This is a genomic window from Nostoc sp. JL31, from assembly GCF_017114965.1.
GTDB lineage: Bacteria > Cyanobacteriota > Cyanobacteriia > Cyanobacteriales > Nostocaceae > Nostoc > Nostoc punctiforme_A.
Genome location: NZ_JABXKO010000034.1, coordinates 226,373 through 247,270, shown reverse-complemented (window position 1 = coordinate 247,270; position 20,898 = coordinate 226,373). Strand labels below are relative to the sequence as shown.

18 protein-coding genes and 1 pseudogene are annotated in these 20,898 nt (G+C 44.4%); 11 read left to right on the top strand and 8 right to left on the bottom strand.

Translation table 11 applies throughout. The annotated features are described in order from the left end of the window. Positions 1-29: 29 nt before the first annotated feature. From HWQ43_RS07310 to HWQ43_RS07285, 6 genes and pseudogenes are all read left to right on the top strand, one after another. Positions 30-1,209 (top strand): annotated as a pseudogene (locus HWQ43_RS07310) (zinc-dependent alcohol dehydrogenase). A gap of 54 nt (positions 1,210-1,263) precedes the next feature. Beyond that, entirely contained in the window at positions 1,264-1,827 is a 564-nt protein-coding gene (locus tag HWQ43_RS07305; RefSeq protein WP_292731709.1) for a type 1 glutamine amidotransferase domain-containing protein, read from the top strand. Positions 1,828-1,857: 30 nt separating this feature from the next. Further along, a complete protein-coding gene (locus tag HWQ43_RS07300) occupies positions 1,858-2,697 on the top strand; it encodes an aldo/keto reductase (protein WP_292731707.1) in 840 nt (279 codons plus the stop codon). A gap of 694 nt (positions 2,698-3,391) precedes the next feature. Continuing rightward, positions 3,392-3,838, top strand: coding sequence for a tetratricopeptide repeat protein (locus HWQ43_RS07295; protein WP_292731705.1), 447 nt, complete (start codon positions 3,392-3,394; stop codon positions 3,836-3,838). Continuing rightward, complete coding sequence (locus HWQ43_RS07290) at positions 3,807-4,259, top strand: tetratricopeptide repeat protein (RefSeq protein WP_292731703.1); 453 nt, start codon at positions 3,807-3,809, stop codon at positions 4,257-4,259. Before HWQ43_RS07295 ends, HWQ43_RS07290 begins: the two co-directional genes overlap by 32 nt. A 22-nt stretch (positions 4,260-4,281) precedes the next feature. Continuing rightward, the gene (locus tag HWQ43_RS07285; RefSeq protein ID WP_292731701.1) at positions 4,282-4,569 is read left to right on the top strand and encodes a hypothetical protein; all 288 of its coding nucleotides are present in this window, start codon (positions 4,282-4,284) and stop codon (positions 4,567-4,569) included. Positions 4,570-4,753: 184 nt separating this feature from the next. On the opposite strand, the gene HWQ43_RS07280 is transcribed toward HWQ43_RS07285, so the two are convergent. Next, a complete protein-coding gene (locus HWQ43_RS07280; protein ID WP_292731699.1) occupies positions 4,754-5,470 on the bottom strand; it encodes a heme oxygenase (biliverdin-producing) in 717 nt (238 codons plus the stop codon). A gap of 572 nt (positions 5,471-6,042) precedes the next feature. On the opposite strand from HWQ43_RS07280, the gene glmM reads away from it, so the two are divergent. After that, a complete protein-coding gene (gene glmM / locus HWQ43_RS07275) occupies positions 6,043-7,515 on the top strand; it encodes a phosphoglucosamine mutase (protein WP_292731697.1) in 1,473 nt (490 codons plus the stop codon). 309 nt (positions 7,516-7,824) lie between these two features. Continuing rightward, a complete protein-coding gene (locus HWQ43_RS07270; RefSeq protein WP_292731695.1) occupies positions 7,825-8,070 on the top strand; it encodes a hypothetical protein in 246 nt (81 codons plus the stop codon). An 8-nt stretch (positions 8,071-8,078) separates the two neighbouring features. Here the strand turns inward: HWQ43_RS07270 and fdhD are convergent, their stop codons facing one another. Then, complete coding sequence (fdhD, locus tag HWQ43_RS07265) at positions 8,079-8,918, bottom strand: formate dehydrogenase accessory sulfurtransferase FdhD (RefSeq protein ID WP_292731693.1); 840 nt, start codon at positions 8,916-8,918, stop codon at positions 8,079-8,081. Positions 8,919-8,992: 74 nt separating this feature from the next. On the opposite strand from fdhD, the gene HWQ43_RS07260 reads away from it, so the two are divergent. Beyond that, entirely contained in the window at positions 8,993-10,174 is a 1,182-nt protein-coding gene (locus HWQ43_RS07260) for a serine hydrolase (RefSeq protein ID WP_292731691.1), read from the top strand. Between the two features lie 213 nt (positions 10,175-10,387). Here HWQ43_RS07260 and HWQ43_RS07255 read toward each other — a convergent pair whose 3' ends face one another. From HWQ43_RS07255 to HWQ43_RS07240, 4 genes are all read right to left on the bottom strand, one after another. Next, positions 10,388-11,107, bottom strand: coding sequence for a Uma2 family endonuclease (locus HWQ43_RS07255; protein ID WP_292731689.1), 720 nt, complete (start codon positions 11,105-11,107; stop codon positions 10,388-10,390). 56 nt (positions 11,108-11,163) lie between these two features. Next, the gene (locus HWQ43_RS07250; RefSeq protein WP_292731687.1) at positions 11,164-13,389 is read right to left on the bottom strand and encodes an FdhF/YdeP family oxidoreductase; all 2,226 of its coding nucleotides are present in this window, start codon (positions 13,387-13,389) and stop codon (positions 11,164-11,166) included. An 80-nt stretch (positions 13,390-13,469) separates the two neighbouring features. Then, positions 13,470-14,483 (bottom strand): glycosyltransferase family 2 protein, encoded by a 1,014-nt coding sequence (locus HWQ43_RS07245; RefSeq protein ID WP_292731685.1) that lies wholly within the window; start codon positions 14,481-14,483, stop codon positions 13,470-13,472. Positions 14,484-14,497: 14 nt separating this feature from the next. Then, positions 14,498-15,202, bottom strand: a complete 705-nt coding sequence (locus tag HWQ43_RS07240; protein WP_292731684.1) for a C40 family peptidase — start codon at positions 15,200-15,202, stop codon at positions 14,498-14,500. A gap of 9 nt (positions 15,203-15,211) precedes the next feature. Here HWQ43_RS07240 and HWQ43_RS07235 point away from each other — a divergent pair, with 9 nt between their 5' ends. After that, complete coding sequence (locus HWQ43_RS07235) at positions 15,212-16,144, top strand: serine hydrolase (protein ID WP_292731682.1); 933 nt, start codon at positions 15,212-15,214, stop codon at positions 16,142-16,144. A gap of 182 nt (positions 16,145-16,326) precedes the next feature. On the opposite strand, the gene HWQ43_RS07230 is transcribed toward HWQ43_RS07235, so the two are convergent. Beyond that, positions 16,327-17,967, bottom strand: a complete 1,641-nt coding sequence (locus tag HWQ43_RS07230; protein WP_292731680.1) for a metallophosphoesterase family protein — start codon at positions 17,965-17,967, stop codon at positions 16,327-16,329. A gap of 455 nt (positions 17,968-18,422) precedes the next feature. Further along, the gene (locus HWQ43_RS07225) at positions 18,423-19,928 is read right to left on the bottom strand and encodes a DUF3131 domain-containing protein (RefSeq protein ID WP_292731678.1); all 1,506 of its coding nucleotides are present in this window, start codon (positions 19,926-19,928) and stop codon (positions 18,423-18,425) included. 150 nt (positions 19,929-20,078) lie between these two features. Here HWQ43_RS07225 and HWQ43_RS07220 point away from each other — a divergent pair, with 150 nt between their 5' ends. Next, positions 20,079-20,654, top strand: a complete 576-nt coding sequence (locus HWQ43_RS07220) for a TIGR04376 family protein (RefSeq protein WP_292731676.1) — start codon at positions 20,079-20,081, stop codon at positions 20,652-20,654. Positions 20,655-20,898 lie beyond the last annotated feature (244 nt).

The following is a 20,898-nucleotide window of genomic DNA, read 5'->3' as shown; positions in this document are numbered from 1 at the left end:
TGCGCGAAATAAAAAAGGAGAACAACTCAATGAGAGCAGTTTGCTGGCACGGCGCTAACGAAGTGCGGGTTGAAACAGTACCCGATCCAAAAATCATCAATCCGCGTGATGCGATTGTTAAAATCACGTCAACAGCGATTTGCGGTTCTGATTTACATCTTTATGACGGTTACATCCCCACGATGGAAAAGGGCGATATCCTGGGTCATGAATATCATGGGGGAAGTCGTTGAGCTAGGCAGTGCCGTCAAGAATGTCAAGATAGGCGATCGCGTTGTCGTCCCCTTTACCATTTCCTGCGGCTCCTGTTTCTTTTGTCAAAAAGATTTATGGTCGTTGTGTGATAACTCCAACCCTAACGCTTGGATGGCAGAAAAACTGATGGGTCATTCCCCATCTGGTCTTTTCGGCTACTCCCATATGATGGGTGGCTATGCTGGAGGTCAAGCTGAATATGCCCGCGTTCCCTTTGCCGATGTCGGTTTATTCAAGATTCCTGATGGACTAACAGACGAACAAGTCCTGTTTCTGACGGATATCTTCCCCACTGGCTACATGGCAGCGGAAAACTGCGATATCCAGCCAGGAGATACTGTAGCGATCTGGGGCTGCGGTCCAGTCGGACAGTTTGCCATTAGAAGTGCATATATGCTAGGTGCCGAGCGCGTCATTGCGATCGATCGAGTTCCCGAACGCCTACAGATGGCGAAAGACGGCAAGGCAGAAGTCCTTAACTATGAGGAAGTTGATGTTGGTGAAGCCCTCAAAGATATGACCGGTGGGCGCGGTCCAGATGCTTGCATGGATGCTGTGGGAATGGAAGCCCACGGTACGGGTCCTGATGCGTTTTACGACCAGGTAAAGCAAGCCGTGCGTATGGAAACCGACCGACCCACTGCCCTAAGGCAAGTGATTGTTGCCTGTCGCAAAGGTGGCACTGTTTCAATTCCTGGTGTTTACGGCGGCTTTGTAGACAAGATACCGATGGGTGCTGCCATGAACAAAGCCTTAACATTTAAAACGGGACAAACGCACGTTCATAGGTACTTGCGCCCGTTACTCGATCGCGTCCAAAATGGCGATATCGACCCATCTTTTGTAATCACCCATCGTCTGCCGCTAGAACAAGCACCGCACGGCTACGAAATTTTCAAGCACAAGAAGGACAACTGTATCAAGATCGTGCTCAAGCCAGGTCAGGCTGCCTAAAACCCCACAAGAACACGAAAAAACCAAGTCTAGCCAACACTTTAGGAGGTAGAGATGACAGAAGAGCTCACAAATAAGAAAGTTGCCATTCTGGTTACAGATGGCTTTGAGCAAGTTGAAATGGCTCAACCCAAGCAAGCCCTTGAGTCAGCAGGTGCTCAAACCCACATCATTTCACCTAAGAGCGATCGCGTTCAGGGCTGGAACCATTATGACAAAGCGGATTTTTTCCCGGTAGATGTCCCCCTCGATCAAGTAAATCCAGCCGACTATGATGCCCTCCTGCTTCCCGGTGGTGTTGCCAATCCAGATCAACTTCGGACTAAAGCTAAGGCGATCGAGTTTATAAAGTCCTTCTTCGATGCTGACAAGCCCGTAGCGGTGATCTGCCACGGACCTTGGACTCTGATCGAGGCAGATGTGGTGCGCGGACGGCGGCTCACCTCGTGGCCGTCGCTCAAGACCGATCTCCAGAACGCAGGTGCCCAGTGGGTAGATCAGGAAGTTGTAGTTGATAGCAACCTCGTGTCGAGCCGCAAGCCAGACGACATCCCAGCCTTCAACCGGGAAATGATCGAGCTGTTCAGCCATGCAGGGCAGGTACGGCAGATGGTGTGAGGACTCGGAGCGTTAATCAGGAGGACAGGTATGGAACAGCATCGATTTGGTTCCACGCAGCGCGAGGTGGCAGCGATCGGTCAAGGAACCTGGTACATCGACAACGGTGACCGCGCCTCTGCGATCGCCGCTTTGCGCCAAGGACTCGATCTCGGCATGACCCACATCGACACGGCACAGATGTACGGCAGCGCCGAGGAGGTGGTCGCAGAGGCGATCGCTGGACGACGCGATCGGGTTTTCCTGGTTTCCAAGGTTCTTCCTGGAAATGCTTCTCGGAGAGGGACGATCATAGCCTGCGAGAAATCCCTCGCTCGACTTCATACCGATCGACTGGACTCTTATCTGTTGCACTGGCGCGGTCAACACCCACTGGAGGAGACGATCGCTGCCTTCGAGCAGCTTCAGCACGAGGGGAAGATTCTCTGCTGGGGCGTGAGCAACTTCGATGTGCCTGACCTGGAAGCAGTCCAGAAGATCGCTGGCGAGGGTTCTCTCGTCTGCAATCAAGTCCTTTACCATTTGAGAGAGAGAGCGATCGAACACGCTGTGATCCCCTGGTGTGAGAAGCATGGGGTCGCCGTAGTCGCATACAGCCCGTTCGGTCATGGGGATTTTCCCAGCTCGCGCACAACCGCAGGTCGCGTACTACAGGAAATCGCCGCCGCCCATAACGCCACCCCTCGCCAAGTCGCGCTCCGATTTCTGGTGCGGCATTCCTCGCTCTTCGCAATCCCCAAAGCATCCAACCCCGAACACGCCGCTGAAAACGCGGGAGCCGGGGAACTCAATCTGACCCAAACCGAACTCGATCGAATCGACGCAGCCTTCCCGACCGGATCTCGTCCCCGCGTGCTTCCCATGCTGTAAGCCTGATTGGCTCGCCTGCGGGTTGCCTGCCCATGAATTGAGCTCCATCTTAGTATTACTTTCAGTTGAAGTTGCTGTAATAGGGTGTTTGTTGTTATTTGAAGACTTCTTACCCCATCCCTCTTTCGCCGCGTGTTTGACTACACGAGAACGAATATCAGCAGCTAGAGTTTCATAATCAGAGCGGATTTTGTCATACAAAACCGGAGTTGTACCAATCTTCTCCCAAAGGTTTTCATAGTTGAAATTCTTGAAAGGTCTGTGCCTGACGAGGGCATCATAACTTGCCCAGAGGTAAACATCTGTCCATTGGGATGATAGCGGCACTTCAAAAGCAATTGGCATCATCAGTGCAACAACTTCGCTACTAGAGGTGAGTTTACCTACTTCTCCCTTGTGTATCTCTTGTAAAGCTGCATCTAATCTATCAACTGCGTTCGCGTAGCGTGCCGGAGGCATTCGCTTTTCCTACCCAAGTGGGAATTGACTGTTGCCAGCCGTTCTGCTGAGTGACAATTGGCCCAGCGATGTATTGAACAATTTCACGACTTGCTCCTGCTAGATCGAGTAGGCTGGCTGTTACAGCTTTGTTAATCCCTTGGCTGGTTAGTAACTGAAATATCTAAAAGTCATTCACCGCAGTACTTTCAGGCTATCTTGCCCCTGGTGACAGCTTTGCTATATCTACGCCGAGTTGGAACAAAAAGCAACATCTGCCGAAGAAGTGAAAAATTATGAAGAAGCCGCTAATATTTGGCGGAGTTTGATTGAGCGCGATGTCTACGACGGGCTACGCCTACGCAAAAATAGCTCCGCTTACGCCAAGCTGCCAGATATCCTATCTAACCAAGGCAAGATTGCAGAGACTATCGCTGCTTATCGCCAAGCGTTACAATTAAATCCCAGTGCCGATATTTACGTCAATTTAGGTAATTTTCTCGCAAAAAAGGGACGAGCCACAGAAGCGATCGCCGCTTTTCGTCAAGCTATCAAACTTGAGCCTGACAGTAGCACGTATTACTACTACACTTTAGCTTCACAGCTGATGGAAATTGGTAATACACAGGAAGCACTATTAGCTTACCGTCAAGCGCTGAAACTTCAGCCGGATGCAGATAATTACATACAACAATTTAGGTAATATCTTGCGTAAATTAGGCAAACGAGAAGAGGCGATCGCTGCTCACCGTGAGGCCTTGAAAATTGATCCCAAGAGTTATCTGGCTTACTACTATCTGGGTGACATGCTGGAATATAAAGAAGCCGTTGATATCTATCGTCAAGCGAGTAAAAATGACTCCACAAATGAAGTCTATTATGAACGTTTGGCATCACTTTCATTAGAGCGTGGCTTCGTCAATGAAGCGATCGCTGCTTACCGCCAACTAATTAAAATCAAACCTGAAGCTTCAACATATATACAACTGGCCGATATCTTGATGAAACAAGAAAAACCAGAAGAAGCGATCGCTCTTTACCGCCAAGCTGCTGCCAAAGAACCTACGGATTATTATTACAGTAACTTGAGTCAAGACACTAGCTCAACAGGAGAATCTAGATGAAGTTCTGGGAATTTGCCAAAAGGTGGTAAAAACTGGTGAAGGCAGTTATGACACCTGCTCTAATATCAATTTGCCACTTTACAAGCAAAAAGGCTTTACTGCTGTCATGGCTTTTTATCAGCCGCTAGGAAATATGATTCCACGTCGCAAAATGGCTGAACTTTACATCAAACTTGGCCGAGAGATTTCCTATGATGAATCTAGTGATAGCTCAAAACAAGAGGCCACAGCAGTTTTTCAGCAAGCATTAAAAATAGATCCAGAAAACGCTGATGCTCAAGAGGCCCTCAAGAACTTAATTGCTTCTTAAACATACATAATTGAGGGGCAATCTCCCCATGCTTGCTTTCACATCTCAAAAGCAGTCACAAGGCTATTGCCCCTAAATATTTTGAGCGTCGATCGCTCTTTCGCCAGAAACACCTATGAATTATCCTTCATCAGGCTATCTGGACTTATGACTCCACACACCATACTCCGCAATCTCAACACGATTACTCAGCTGTGACGAGTTCAGTACTACCACGTGTACGACGCCGTGTAAGACTATTATACAGCATCACACCGATCGCCTTGATCAAATTACCTTCCAATTCCTGGAATAGCTTCATGTTCGTGCCAAAGGCGGCGTTAGCTTCATCAACGATGCGATCGGTTGCCGCCTCGTCAAGGGGTAATTCATCCAAAGTTTGCCGATATTTGGCTTTGAATGCCTTCTCATCAGGAATTTCTGGAAACTCATAAAAGGCTGTTCCTTGTCCATCAGACAAATTCATCGCTGTTACAGCAATATTTTTGAGAATTTGTCCCCCGGATAAGTCACCTATGTAACGAGTGTATGAATGGGCGATTAACAATTCCGGTTCTGTAGCAGATATTTCTCGGATGCGCTGTACATAAGCTTCACCTGCGGGAGATAGTTTGATTTGCTCTCTCCAGTTTGCACCAAAATAATAACTCAGGTCTTGCTCTAAGCTATGCTTGCGGTTTAGCTGAGGAAAGTTAATTTTAGAAACTATTGGGTGCTGGCGGTGCTTTTCTATTTCCTCTTCCATCGCTGAGTAGACGAAGTAGAAGTTAGCAACAAGTTTCCGGTAAGAGTTTTTTTCCACTACTCCTTTTAAAAAGCACTTGACAAAACCTACATTTTCTGCCATTGTGTGGGCTTTCTTAGTGCCTACACGTAATTTGGTTGCTAAATTGCTGCTCATGCTAAATTTCTCAACTTTAAAAAGTTAACTGCCGGAGTTTTGATTTACTAACGGCTAAAAAAGCCATTAAAACGTTACCTTAAAACTATTTGAAGAGAATTTATATTAAAATTTTTTAAGCTGCAATGATTCTGTCGTTTTTAACACAGCAACAAGGCTAAGAGGACAGAATTTTAGATTCCAGTATTTTGATTTTTTGTCGTTATTAGCTGAATCTTGCTTTCATTCTCCGCTTGGATGAAAATATTTGTGATGCGTAGAAAGTAATATTTATTACATTATCACTTAGTAATAGCATTGTAAAGTGTGAACTAATACAGATAAAAATTAAAACGAAAATTGTCGGCATAAAAGGAATAATTAGCTAAGATGTGGAGACTTTACTAATAACGTAAAAACCAATACTGACTTTATCAAAGATTTACAATCCAAGAAAGAAAAATTCAGTATTATTACGTAAATACATCTCGATCTAGAATGAATTTCTAAAGAGAAAAAGCATGTCAAAATTGCTGAATAAAGTCTTAAGTGCTATTTATTTTTCAGTGTGATTGTGTGGAGTGTTTAAAAATATGGTTTCATCTATAACTCGGACATCTGGCATTTCTGGGGGTTCTACTTCTGAAGTTGAGGGATTGGGCAAAGGGATTGAGAGCAGTTTTGGACTAAATTTAATCTCATTACCAGCAAATCCCTTATTTGGCACAGATGGGATTCGCGGACGAGTGGGAGAATTACTGAGTGCGCCCCTAGCATTGCAAGTTGGTTTTTGGACGGGGATTGTTTTACGTAATCATGCTACTCAAGTAGGGCCAGTCATTCTCGGACAGGACTCTAGAAACTCCAGCGATATGTTGGCAATGGCTTTGAGTGCAGGGTTAACAGCAGCGGGGTTAGAGGTTTGGTATTTGGGATTATGTCCCACTCCTTGCGTTGCCTATCTCACCAGTATCAGTGATGCCATTGGCGGAGTGATGATTTCTGCCAGCCACAATCCCCCAGAAGACAATGGGATTAAGGTTTTTGGTGCCAATGGTGGGAAGTTACCGCAAATATTGCAGGCAGAAATTGAAGCGGGACTGCGTGGCAAGATATCACCGATCGCTAGAGTCAATAATTGCGGACGGCATTACTCACGTTTCGAGTTAGTGGAAGATTATAGCTCGGCGTTGAAAAAACCCTTGAACGGTGCCCTAAATCTTCAGGGAATGAAGATTGTTTTAGACTTGGCGTGGGGAGCCGCAGTTGGGTTAGCACCATCAGTATTTACACAAATGGGGGCGGAGGTAATCTGCTTGCATAACGAGGCAGATGGCGATCGCATCAATGTTAACTGCGGTTCCACGCACCTAGATATTTTGGCAGCAACGGTACAAGAACACAACGCCGATATCGGCTTTGGCTTCGATGGCGATGCCGATCGCGTCTTAGCAGTCGACAATATCGGCAGACAAGTTAACGGCGATTACATTCTCTATCTGTGGGGACGACACTTACAACAAAACCAACAATTACCAGACAACCTGATTGTATCTACAGTCATGGCCAACTTAGGCTTTGAGAAAGCTTGGCAGCAAATTGGTGGTAACTTAATTCGTACCGCAGTTGGCGACCAATACGTGCAAGCCGAAATGCAGCGGACTGGAGCAATGTTAGGTGGCGAACAATCAGGGCATATTCTTTGCCGTCACTATGCCGTAACTGGAGATGGCTTGTTAACAGCATTACACATAGCATCTTTGGTAAAAGAGGCGGGTGTTCCCTTGAGCGAATTAGTAGATCAAAGCTTCCAAACCTATCCACAATTGTTGCGGAACGTGCGCGTTGTTGATCGCGATCGCCGTTTGGGATGGCAAGATTGCCAACCTGTGCAACAAGCGATCGCTCTTGCGGAAGCTGCAATGGGCGATTCCGGCAGAATTTTGGTTCGCGCCTCTGGCACAGAACCAGTCATCAGAGTAATGGTGGAAGCAGCCAGTGCCGAACTCGCCAACTACTGGACAAATGAACTAGTTTCACAAGTACAGCAGCATCTGATGGACTAAGTTAGCTAATACCTCATTTGAATTCTAGATCGCTAAAGATGCGATAAATCATCACAAAGACGCGATAAATCGCCGTCTCTACAAAAGACTAATTATTGTAGAGACGGCTTTTATCGCGTCTCTTGCCCTCTAAGTCCAAGATATGTTGCAGCACTAATTCCTTGTAGCGCCAGAAGTGTATCATCAAATTCTGGCATTGCTAAATTTTTAATCACCTCCCAAACAAAGAAGAGTCCAAATTCCTGAACGAGCTTCTTTTTCAGGTATAAAGTCTTTTGATAATCAACATTTCCTGGCCATCGGCTGGTGATGATTTATGAGTGTCCAGAAGTGACTGCTATTCCTTTAACAGTTCGAGCAAATTGGCTGCGTCAAATTTATCCACAAATCCAGGTGATTGAAGCGTGGGATGGGCCAACTGAGGTTGGTGATACTCCTCTCATTAAGGAAAAGCACAAAGATGTCTTAACCGAGCCGATCAATGTTGGGTTTCGCGTTGCTCAACTCAACCTACAAATTTTTTTGCAACAATTTAGCCTTGCTACGCCACTATAAAAGTGTTCTTAAGCAGCCTTAATTCTTTGCAAACCAGTGTAAATATTGAACCGTTCTCCGCGCAGAAATCCAATTAAGGTAATCCCGAATTCCTTGGCGACAGATACCGCCAAACTACTGGGAGCGGAAACAGAACAGACAATAGGAACTCCAGCAGTTGTAGACTTTTGCAAAATCTCAAAACTAGAGCGCCCACTAACCATGACAATACAATTATTTAAAGGCAACTCATTACTGAGCAAAGCTGTACCAATCAATTTATCCAAAGCATTATGTCGTCCAACATCCTCCCACAGATTTAATAGTTGTCCTTGAATATCGAAGATAGCCGCAGCGTGCAAACCCCCTGTAGCGGTGAAAATACCTTGAGCAGCCCGGAGTTTATCTGGTAGGCTGTAGATAATCTCAGGTGTTACCGTTGGTCCAGAAGAAATCACTGGACATCCCCGCAGACGTAAAGCCTCAAGGCTAGCTTTACCACACACCCCACAGGCGCTACTAGTGTAGAAATGACGCTCCAAAGGCTGTAAGTCTGGAATTAAACCATCCCGCAGTTCCACATTTACAATATTATGGTGCTGTTCACCATCCACCAATTCATCTACGCAGTAGCTGATACGTCGAATATCTTCTCTGCTATTAACGACTCCTTCACTGTAGAGGAAACCGGCAGCTAGTTCAAAATCTGCCCCTGGTGTCCGCATTGTTACAGCTACCGTCTTCTGGAAAGGAACAAGACGAATTTCTAAAGGTTCTTCAGTGGTGAGTTGGTCTAAACGCGATCGCATTTTACCATTTTCCACAACCCAGACAGTGGCTTTGGTCTTGCTTTTAGTTGCCATTTTCATATTTTTGAGAGTTGGTGAATTTAAATTTTGACCCTAATTTGGGAACAAAGTTCGGTTTCTGTTTAATAAGTAAAATGAACCTAAAACTTTTGGCTTTCAGCAAAATTTTATTGGCAATAGTATTTGTGATTTCCCTTGGTTTTACAGGATATTTAGTAGCTAATAACATTAGTCAGAGAGTAATTGAAAAATCTCTTGCTAAACAAGTGATTTCTACCTCCACCGTAGGAAAAAGTTCTCAATTACAAAAACTTTTAAATGAGATAATTGTAGAACAGAAAATCCCTGGTGCAGTCATGTATATTACTACACCTAAAGGTTCTTGGTTAGGAGCATCTGGTGTCAATAACTTGTCAACTAAAACTCGGATAAAACCCACAGATGGCTTTTCTATTGCCAGTATGAGTAAAACTTTTATGGCGGTAGTTGTCCTGAAATTAGTGGAGCAAGGGAAGATAGAATCAGATGGGGCGATCGCAACCTACCTACCAAGAGATATTAGTCCTCATATTGTCAACAGCGAAAAAATTACAGTTCGTCAACTGCTCAACCATACTAGTGGTGTTGCTGAATACCTAGATACAAAAGAATTTATTCAAGCTACAGCGAAAAGAAGCCGCTCACAGCCTTGGACAGCTAGAGAAGCTATTCAGTATATGTATCAAGAAGAACCGCAGGCAAATCCTGGAGAAAAATTTATTTATACTGATTGCAACTACATTCTTTTGGAACTGATTGTTGAAAACATCACTAGGGGAACTCTCGCACAAGCAATCCGCAGCCAGATTTTAAAACCATTGGGATTAAAACATACCTTCACAGAATTGCGCGAACCGACAATTGGAGAAGTCGCTACAGGTTATGGCGATCGCAATAAGGATGGTAAGCTAGATAGCTACGCCGAAGTCAATGATGGCAATGGTTTGGGAGATGGTGGGTTGGTTTCAACAGCAGAAGATTTAGCCAAGTTCGCCAAAGCGTTATTTGTCAAAAAAACTTTACTTTCGTCGAAGATGATGAAAGAAATGCTGAAATTTAAAGATAATGGCGCAGGTTATAGTTATGGTTTGGGTGTAGAACGATTTTCATCTCCTTTAGCAAAAGCAATTGGGCATAGTGGTACAGCTTATGGCTTCGTAACATTGCTTGCATATTTACCCAATGAAAAGACCACTATAGTAGTGCTGCTAAACAATCAGAATGTTGATATTAAATCAGTAGCTAGGACAGGTCTAGAGGTTGTTGAGAATAAATGATAGTGATTTGTAATTATGCTTGTAGGGTTGACATTATCATGTTCACCCTACTGGTCTGATAAAATTTATGTATCAATGTTCATTTATCAATAATTGGTGTTTTTAAGAAAGTAGTAATTAACCACTCAAAAAAGGATTGATAACTTATATGTTAAATAATTCCTAACCTCCTTTGGTTGAGCTTCCATAATTTTTAGAGCAAGTCTACATACTTTAAATCGTATCTGGGTCAACACCCAATTCTCGCAGTTTTGCTGCTAGGCGTTCAGCACGTTGCTTTTCTTGTTCAGCACGTTGTCTTTCTTGTTGGGCGTGTTCCGCTTCCCACTGGGCAATTTCTTCAGGTATAGGCATTACCTGTCCTTCCGCATTGAAATAGCGTAATTGATTTTCATGAACGCCCAAGTACAAACTTAGCTGCTGACTCCACAACAATCCTTGTGGGTTGGGTTCTATAGGTTGATACGTACCACCCACCAAAATAAACCCAGCAAATTCTAGATTCTTGGGGTCAAACCAGAAATATTCAGGAGTGCGAAAGATATCTTGATATATTTGTTTTTTTAAGCCCTTGTCAATCGCTGCGGTTGATTTTGAAAGCAGTTCTATAATCAAATTCGGATATTTGCCGTCTTCTTCCCAAACAACCCAACTATCACGGGGTTTGCGTTCAGTATTTAAAACGACAAAGAAATCTGGCCCCCGAAAGTCTTCGGATTTACGCTGGCGTGGACTGTAATGAATGCTAATATTCCCCGCAGCAAAGTAGTCATTAAAGCGATTGTGGTCTCGCCACCACCAATCAATACATTTTATCAATAGCAGCATTTGCTGCAAATGTAGGTATGTTTCCAATGGTGGTTCGTTACTTTCTAAATCCCCTGGTGGAAATATAACATCTTCTGGGGTTTCAAAATCTTTGGCGACAGACATGGCTGCAAGTTTTGGAGTGATGTTAAGTTGAGCGTAGCAGTCGGAAAGCGTTAATATTAGGTTTGCTTTTCTAAGCGTACTACTGCATTATAATCAGGTACACCTTCAAGCGATCGCTTAGTTTTATCTAGTAGCACATTCCCTTCTGGCCAATGTACTTGCAAGTTTCCTGACTGAATTGGCGCAATGTAGACTTGACATAACAACTCGCCTAAATCATTCTTAAGAATGACGCGATCGCTATCTTTTAAACCCAACTGTGCCGCATCAGCAGCATTCATTAGCACCGCCTCTCGCATCGCCCCAGTAATTGCATCCTTGCGTTCCTGCACCATACTATTAAATTGTTTGCCTCGGCGCGTTGCTAATAAAAAATAACCTTCTGGTAATTCTCTTTGGCGTGGCAATAATACCCCAAAGTGCGCCTTCCCATCTGCTGTAGGGAAATTCCAACCAAAGCATAAATGTGAACCACCATATTGAAACTGATCGCCAGCTTGCTGTAAGTGTTGAATACCTGCATATTGGGGGACAACTTGAGCAATTTCTTGACGGATAGCAGCTGTGTCAGCAAAATCCAGCTTATCTGCCAAATCCGGTTTTACCCGCCTTGCTAATTCTAAAAACACTTCCCACTCTGGACGCGCTTCTCCAATGCGCGGCCCCGGAATCTCTGGACTGAAAATTACCCGACGTTCGGTGTTAGTTTCTGTAACTCCTCCTGGTATTTCGTAGCGAGTCGTCGCAGGTAAAAGCACTACAGTATCAGCAGGTTCCACCAACATTTGGCTGGAGAGAACAATATCTATATGTACCCGCAGTGGTATTTGCTTTAGCGCCGCTTCCACATACTCTGGTTCTGGCAGCACTTCTAAAAAATTTCCCCCCACAGAAACCAACACTTCTATTTCCCCCTGATGTGCGGCGTTAATCATTTCTGGAGCAATTAAACCTTTACTTGCTGGCACATCAAAGCCCCAATGCTGACTCAATTGGGCAGCATTTTCTGGAGTGATAGGTTTACCACCAGGAAATACTGTCGCGTAACATCCCATTTCTGCACCACCCTGCACCCCAGAGTGCCCGCGAATTGGCATTAAACCACAACCTTCCCGACCGACAAAACCTTTGGTGAGAGCTAAGTTAATGATACTTCGCACATTATCTTCACCGCATTCATGCTGAGTAATACCCATACTCCAAACAAATACGGCTTTATTCGCTTCTTTGACCATTTTGGCAAAGGCGTACATTGACTCACGCGATGTCCCAGAAAGCCGCTCCAATTCTTCCCAAGATTGGCTTTCTAAAGATGTTTTGAGTTCGGCAAAGCCAACTGTATGTAAATTTATAAATGATTGGTCTACCCAGTTGTTAGCAATTATATGTTTAATAGTGCCATTTAAAAATGCTATATCCCCGCCCATGTTAATTAAGAAGAAGTCTTCGGCAAACTTTGTACCGAAAACGGCACTTTCTACAATTGAGGGAACCCAGTAGCGCTCCATTCCTGGTTCGCGGTAAGTATTAATGACTACAATCTTTGTGCCAGCTTTCTTAGCGTAATGGAGATACTTAACGGTAACAGGCTGATTGTTGGCAACATTGGAGCCAATGAAGACTAATAAATCAGTACCAATCCAGTCTTTATAAGAACAAGTGGTAGCCCCAGCACCGATAGCAGCTTTCAATCCCGCCGTACTGGGAGAATGACAAATGCGGGCAGCGTTATCAATATTATTACTTCCCATAGCCCGCACAGCTTTTTGGGTAGCATAATAAGTTTCGTTGACAGTACCGCGACTGGTGACATAGAAACTGAGACGATCTGGTGTAGTAGTGTGGATGCGATCGCTAATTACCCCTAAAGCTTCATCCCAGGTCACACGGCGAAAGCCTTTTTCCCCGCGTTGACGAATCATCGGATACGGGAGCCTTCCCAAGTCGCGTAATTGGGCACTTTTTTGCTTTTGCAACTGCGAGACATCTGCCAATAGCACAGGGTCAAAAGCTGGCATCGTATTCATCCGCAACAGCCGCAACCGGACATTGCAGAGATGGATACCATCTAAAGTCCAATCCTTCATCCCGGTTGTTCCGAGAGCGCAACCATCACAGACACCTTTATCGAGAATATTCCACGCGTAAGGTAATTTGCCACGAGACAGCCAGATTGCCCGAAATACTTCCCAATAGTTGTTAGGGTACTGTTCACCAATGCCAAAAGGTTTCCAACTTGCCCAATTTGAAGGAGTCCAGTGCTTTTTGGGTTTAGGTAACATGATTTAGTATGTGTTAGTTACTGGATTCTTCAAGGCTAGCGTTTTAAGTAGCATTTAAGCAGCAGGCGCTTATTGTTACGTTACTTAAGATTTTTTGCTACCACCTCTCGCACGCGATAGATAGGCCGTCCTTGGGATTCGTGGTATGTACGCATGAGCAATTCTGCCAAAAGACCGAAGCAAAACAACTGCACTCCAGTTAGTAACAATAGAACTGCCAAAATCAGCAAAGGGCGATTGCCAATCATCTCACCTAAAGCCAATTTGACAAAAGTCAAGTAAATTCCGATCGCAGTGCCCGAAAACATGGAAATCAAGCCCAACAGCCCAAAAACGTGCATCGGGCGGGTGAGGAATTTTTTCATAAACAGAATGGTTAACAAATCCATCAATACCCGGAATGTCCGCCAAATTCCATATTTACTACGACCAAAGCGACGGGCATGATGACGTACAGGAATTTCAGTAATTCTAGCACCTTCGATGTACGCCAAAGCAGGTAAAAATCGGTGTAATTCTCCGTAGAGGTTCATATCTGCCAAAAGTTCTGCACGATAGGCTTTCAGCGAACAGCCATAGTCATGAATATTCACGCTAGTAGTGCGGCGAATTAGCCAATTGGCAATTTTGGAAGGAAGTAATCGATTTACAGCCCCATCTTGGCGTTTTTGCCGCCAACCACTCACCAAATCGTAACCCTCATCCAGCTTTGCTAATAACATCGGGATATCAGCCGGATCGTTTTGGAGATCGGCATCTAAAGTAACGATCGCTTTACCGACTGCATAATAAAATCCAGCAGCCATCGCCGCAGTTTGTCCGTAGTTGCGACGCAAAATCACCGCCTTTAAATCAGTGCGGATTTGCGCCTGTTCTTTGAGAAAAGCCCCAGAACCATCTGTAGAACCATCATCTACACAAATGATTTCATAATTTACCTGACTAGAAGATAAAGTAGAGGCGATCGCTTCTAGTAAAAGCGGCAAACTCTCCACCTCGTCATGTATTGGTACTACCACCGAAACATCTGGGACAATTGCTGAAATCGCCCCATCTTCCTCACTACTCCTTTCGGAAATCAACCCACTCCTCATAAGTCTCAGCGCCCTCAGCGTCTCTGTGGTTCGTAACTCTTAAAAACTCTACCAGCACCTCGCAGCTGCTGATAGTACGACTGACTAACCGCATCTCCCTGTTCCGAGAGAATATCAATTCCGATCCCATTCCGTCCCTGTTCTTTCCCAGAACTATGGATATAATAACCATCGGCCAAATAAAGCCCGACATGGGTGGCTTTTTGGCTAGTTCCAAAAAAGACCAGATCCCCGGCTGCTAATTCTGCAATTGTAATTGGTTGAGTGAATCCTTCCTGTTGATAGGCATCTCTAGGTAGCCAAATACCCACGGAAGCAAACGCCGCCTGCATTAAGCCAGAACAGTCATAATTTGGTCCAACCGTACCACCCCAAAGGTAATAATTTGATTGTTGCATCGCTTTTTGGGTAAAGGCGATAATCTCTGCTAGGAGTTTTTTAATCTCCGATTCAGAAAATGTTGCAGCCTGATAAGGTACAGTAGCAGATTGTAATGAATCAAAATCTGAAAGAGATACCCATCCTGGATAGTCATCTTCACATAAATACACCTCAACCGCCGAATTTTGATGATTTGATGTTACCCACAAATGTCTCCCAGATGCAGCTTGAGTTGCTAAACGTGTACATTCAGGAGAATCATATAAATTCAGGTCAGCTAAACACTGATACTCCCCTGATTGTGGATTTTGGATTTTGGATTTTAGATTAAAGGACATTATTAGAGAATGATTTTTTTTAATAAAGACGAACAACTCGAAAATCTTGGTAATGGCATTTTAGATGCAACTTGGGCAGCATTTCCGACCTTAGCACGTAACCAAATTGCCTTGACTTGGGTTGTTTACGATCCACCAGTGCGAGTAAATACTGGTGGGGCGCTGACTCCCAACGCTTTTTGGGATCACCCAGTTCGTGGTTTCACTTATCGGGGTGTTGAGCGGATTTATCCTGCCAGTGTAGTCAAGCTATTTTACCTGGTGGCGGTAAATGAATGGCTAGAAAAAGGCATGAGTCAAACCTCCAAGGAGTTGGAGCGAGCTTTGCGGGATATGATTGTCGATTCTGGTAACGATGCTACCAGCTTGGTTGTGGATATTTTGAGTGGTACCACATCAGGGCCAGAATTACCAGTTGGCCCCTTTGAAACCTGGAAATATCAGCGTAATATTGTTAACCGCTATTACCAATCTTTGGGTTGGGAAGAAATGGAGACAATTAATGTCTGTCAAAAAACTTGGAGTGATGGCCCTTATGGACGAGAACGGGCATTTGTGGGAGAGTTACTGGAAAATCGCAATATGTTGACCACAAATGCGATCGCTAGGTTACTGCATAGTATTGTAGGTGGAGTGGCGGTTTCAAGTGCGCGATCGCAAGCCATGATGGCTTTACTCAAACGTCCTCTCAACGATTTGCCCACTGACAGAGACGAAGATCAGGTAACAGGTTTTTTAGGCGGTGGACTCCCTGAAAATGCTCAAATTTGGTCAAAGGCAGGTTGGACAAGTCAAGTTCACCATGATGCCGCGTATATTGAATTACCAGAACAGCGCCCTTACCTCTTAGTGGTATTTACTGAAGGTAAAGCCCAGGCTAGGAGTCGGGATATTTTGCCCTTTGTTTCTGGGCGAGTTGCCGATGCGATCGCTAGTCTATAATCTACTCCTGTGAACTTAAATGAAATCGGCGGTTAGAAACCGCGCCTACACAGGCAAAACCCACCTCCGTGGGTTCAAACCCTCAATTTTTTCTCAGTCCGCGGAGGCGGGCTACCCTGCGGTAAGCCGCAAAGCGTCTATGTTTGTGTAGCTGCGAATTCCATTCGCCCCGGCTATTTCAACTATTTCAACTTAAATTCGTCAAACTTCAAGACTTCCGAATCAGGCTTACGAGTATCAAAGCGATAACTACTTATCGTACCTGCCCCTGTATCAAAGATACTGAAAACTGTAATATCATTACTCGCAATATAAGGCATCGGCTTTCCATCTTCACCAAGCATTGGGGCAATTGTTGGCACTATCGGTTCTAACCCATTGGGATCGCCAAGCTGAACATAATCCTCTTGATATCCAATTGGTACCTCTCGTTTTCTGTCACCCCAAGCAGCACCATAAGTATTACCCACATTAGATGTTTCTAGAAAGTGCATTCCACTGGGACTAACAAAGCGATTCCACAAATGGGAATGCCCATAAAATACCAATTGCACATTAGCTGCTTCAAGTATTGGGACAACATCGCGGATAATATAATCTGCGTCTTTGGGATACTCGTAACGCACTGCTTTGATATTGCCGCTATCCCGTTCAATTATCTGTACTGGTTCTGTATAAGCAGGAACTATATTATCACCCAAAGTATGGGGTGGGTGATGGAACATCACAACTTTGTTTTTTGCTTGTTGAAACTCAGGGCTGTTAAGTTCCGACTCTAGCCAATTATATTGCTTGCTGCCTTTAGCAATTGGCTCATAAATCACCTGTCCATAACCCCAATTTTCAGGATTATTTAAATCCTTTTCAGCTTCCTGATATCTACCCCTACGCTTTCCATTTAAGTTGGGAGTCCGCCACATATTCGTAGCGTACAGTACCACCAAACGCGTATCACCAAAACTAACTGCATAATATCTTTTTCCACCCTCTTTACTTTTTGGTAAAGAGAAAATCTCTTCGTAGGTATTAGTATTAAAAGAATTATCGATTAAAGATTTATCTGGGTAGATTTTTTGAGCAACTACACGCGGGATTGTATCATCAAATTCATCATTTAAACTTCCCGTCCTGGCAAAGCGCCCCATCACCTCATGATTACCAATGCAAGTAAACATGGGTGCGTGTTGAATTATTTGTCCACCAGTGTAGGTTGTCTTAACGTCGTTGTGCGTCATTTCATATTTAGCACGACCTTGTAAACCGGGAAACAACGCACCACCAACATTATCATCAAACCATTCTGAGGCGCGATCGCTAACATTGACTAAATCACCAGCAAACCACACGCCATCAACTCGTCCAACTGTTTCTATCACCTTTTGCAGATTTGCCGCTGTCATCGGCTTTAATTGATGATCTGAAGTAAGTAGAATTTTTAGTGGTGTATCCGATTTTGGAGTAGCTGCAAGGGTAAAAACATCACTTTCAACACTTTTGCCGTCTTCTTGTACACTCGTGACACGATAGTTAACCCGCACACCAGGAGTTAACCCAGTTACCTCAGCCTCATGTCGCCAAATGTCCCGTTGGACGGGTTTTTGATAAACTTGTCCGTCTTTGGTTTGGTTTGCAACTCTTGATTGTTGGTCTTCACGTGTGCGACTGAGTTTGGTAGTACTTGCCTTAGTAGTTTGTTTGAGATTTTCACCATAGGTTACTGTGTGATTAACACCAGCAAATTCAGTAAACCAAACTACTCGTACTGAAGTTGCAGTTGGCAATTGCAAAAATGGGTCGGTGAGCAGTTGGGGTACTGATGTCATAATTGTTTGCCCAAAGGAACGCACACTTACCAGAGTAAAGCATATAACAAGCACAAGCATAGCTACTGAGGAAATTTTTCGGCTGCGTAAGCGTCTGAGCATGAGTAAGACACCAAATTTTAGGGTATTCACCAACTGAAGGCATTTTATTATAAGAAATATGCCGAAAACCCTTGAAAAATAGCAACTTATACCAATTCAAAAAATGTTTACAACAGATAATCCCACCCGCGCTGACGCGCACCCTCTCTTGCTAAGGCTACGGTATACACAAAAGTCTGAAGTAGCTGATTAACCAGGGTTTTACCCCACCCTAACCCTCCCCTTGCAAAGGGGAGGGAACTAGATTTTCTTGTTTCCCCCCTTGCCAAGGGGGGATTAAGGGGGGTAATTTGACTTGTGTGATACCATAGCTGATGCTTTAGGGAGGGGTATTATCACCGATATGAAATAACTTACGGCCTTTTTATAGTCTTCCCGGTTGACTTATGACTCTTGACTCCTGCCCAAACAGTAAGTGGCTGCCCGACTTGCTTATACAGTAAGCTCTCCAGAATTACACCATTATTATTAGCGGTGAGAGTTTTATTTGGCTGACGCAGAGACTCATAAAAGCCGTTATACCAGCCTTCTTTAGACTTAAGGTTGCCTTGAACAAAATCAAATAACTGACGGGTATAAGCAGTGTTATAAAGTACATGCCAGCCGATCGCAGCTTTGGCACTGAGGAATCGCAAATTGTTGTGCTGTTCTCTGGTATCTGCGATGGTTGCCCAAGGTTCTCCGTTGACAAATAGGCTGCTGTAAACAAAGTATGGCGGGCGATCTAAGTTATCTTCGGTGACGGCGGTTAATTGTTTTGTCGCTTCATAACGCGCGGCTTGAGCAGCTAAAATCCGATCGGCATAAGCTTTAGGCAAAGCTTGAAACCCAGTTTCGATGCCATCCAAGATATAGGGTTCGCTAAGAACGTAGTTATTGGCTCCAGAGTTTTTATAGTCCCGTTTGTCGTAAGGAATTCCCTCTCCGTAAAGATCGACAAAGGCAGTATGGGACTGATAATCTAAGGCTTGCTTAACATCCAAGCCCCAAAGCTTCAAACCATAAGCAGCATAATTCTCATAGCCCAAGCGACCTTCTTGATTGTACTGTTCTTTGCCTTTGATCACGGCAGTACCGTACATTTGGCCATTTGTGGTCAGACGCTTGACTTGCCAGTGTTTCCAAACTGCTCCTGTTTGCGATCGCATTTCTGGATACTTTGCCTCGACAATCTTCAACCAGATTGCCATTCTTCCTAAATCAATGGCTGACCAACCAATTTCTTCCCGTTTTTCTAGTTGACCATAATTAACAGGTACGAGAGTTTTCGCATTGTAAACTTTGTTGGGTAGTTCTCCTTTATACAAAGGCATTGACGCCAGTGTATTCAACATTTTGCTCATTTTGGCTTCAAATTCAGCCACAGGCACGATATTGAGTTCTCTAGCACTGACTAAGGCTGCGATCGCTGCTGTCTGATCCCACATACTTACAGAGGCAAAGCCATCAACGGAATTAACTAAGCCAGTTTCATCGTTCCAGTTGCGCTGGAAGTATGACCAAGCAATACGTGCCGTTGTCATTTCTTCTGGGGTCAGTTTTCCAACTCCAGGAGCAATATAGGGAATTATAGCTACTGTTAGTTGGTTCTTAGGAATGGGTTGACCTGGCAAAACTACGGATTGAGCATCAAGGCTGGCAACTATTTCAGCATCTTCTGCACTAGAGACAGGGGGTTGGGGTTTCTCTGGTTGTAAAGCAATTGGGGATGTTGATATTTCAGCTTTTTTTATAGAAGTATTGGAAAATTGTTTAGACCAACCATTTAAAATTGCGATCGCGATCGCAGCGGTAACGACTCCTCCTACAGTAGCTAGTATGGACAAGCTCTTAGGTGGTGGTTGAAAGTCAGAACTCATGCTGATATAAAGCCTTATGTTGTTAGTCAGTGTTACTTGCGTATTTTCACTAAATACATTCTTCCCAACTTTGAAATCTAACTAACACCCAGAAGTCCACTTGACTACTACAATAAAATAGTCACGCACCCGATCTCTGGAGTTCTAGCAGTGGGTTTATTTGATGATTTGAGTCGGTTTTTAGAAAACCGTTTAGAAGAATTCTTGCGTAATAATCCACATTTGGAGCTAGAGGCGCTGCTAGAACAGCTGCGTGAGCAAGAAGAAGATACATTAAAGCTAATCGCAGATTTAAGATTACAAGAGAAGCGATCGGAAGAAGAAATTCTCTCCACCGCTCAAGAAATTCAGCGTTGGCATATCCGTATTCAAAAAGCCAAAAACGCCAATAGAGAGGATTTGGCAGCGGCGGCGGGTGAGCGAGAAGCAGCCCTATTGCGCGAAGGAAATCAGCGCTGGGGACACATGCAAGGGCTGAAAGAACGCATTAACCAATCTCAAGAACTACTGCAAAAAATTCAGCAACGGCGACAGGAGGTACAAGCTAAAGCCGCCGAAGCACAAACAGCCCGTGCTAAAGCGCAAACCCAGCAGCGTTCGGAAAGTATTGGCTGGTCGAATCAAACTAGTAATTTTTCTAGTGGGTTTGATGACTTAGAAGAGAAGTTCCGTAGCTGGGAAACTCAGGATGAGTTAGAGCAAATGAAGCGGAATATGCAGAAGTAGCGCATATTGGCTAAAATACGCCGAAATAGCAAATGAGTACGCCGAAATAGCAAATGAGTACGCCGAAATAGCAAATGCGTTCGCCGAAATAGCAAATGCGTTCGCCGAAATAGCAAATGCGTTCGCCGAAATAACAAATGCGTTCGCCGAAATAGCAAATGAGTACGCCGAAATAGCAAATGAGTACGCCGAAATAGCAAATGCGTTCGCCAGAAATAGCTTACTCACTTGGTTTTCGCGTCAG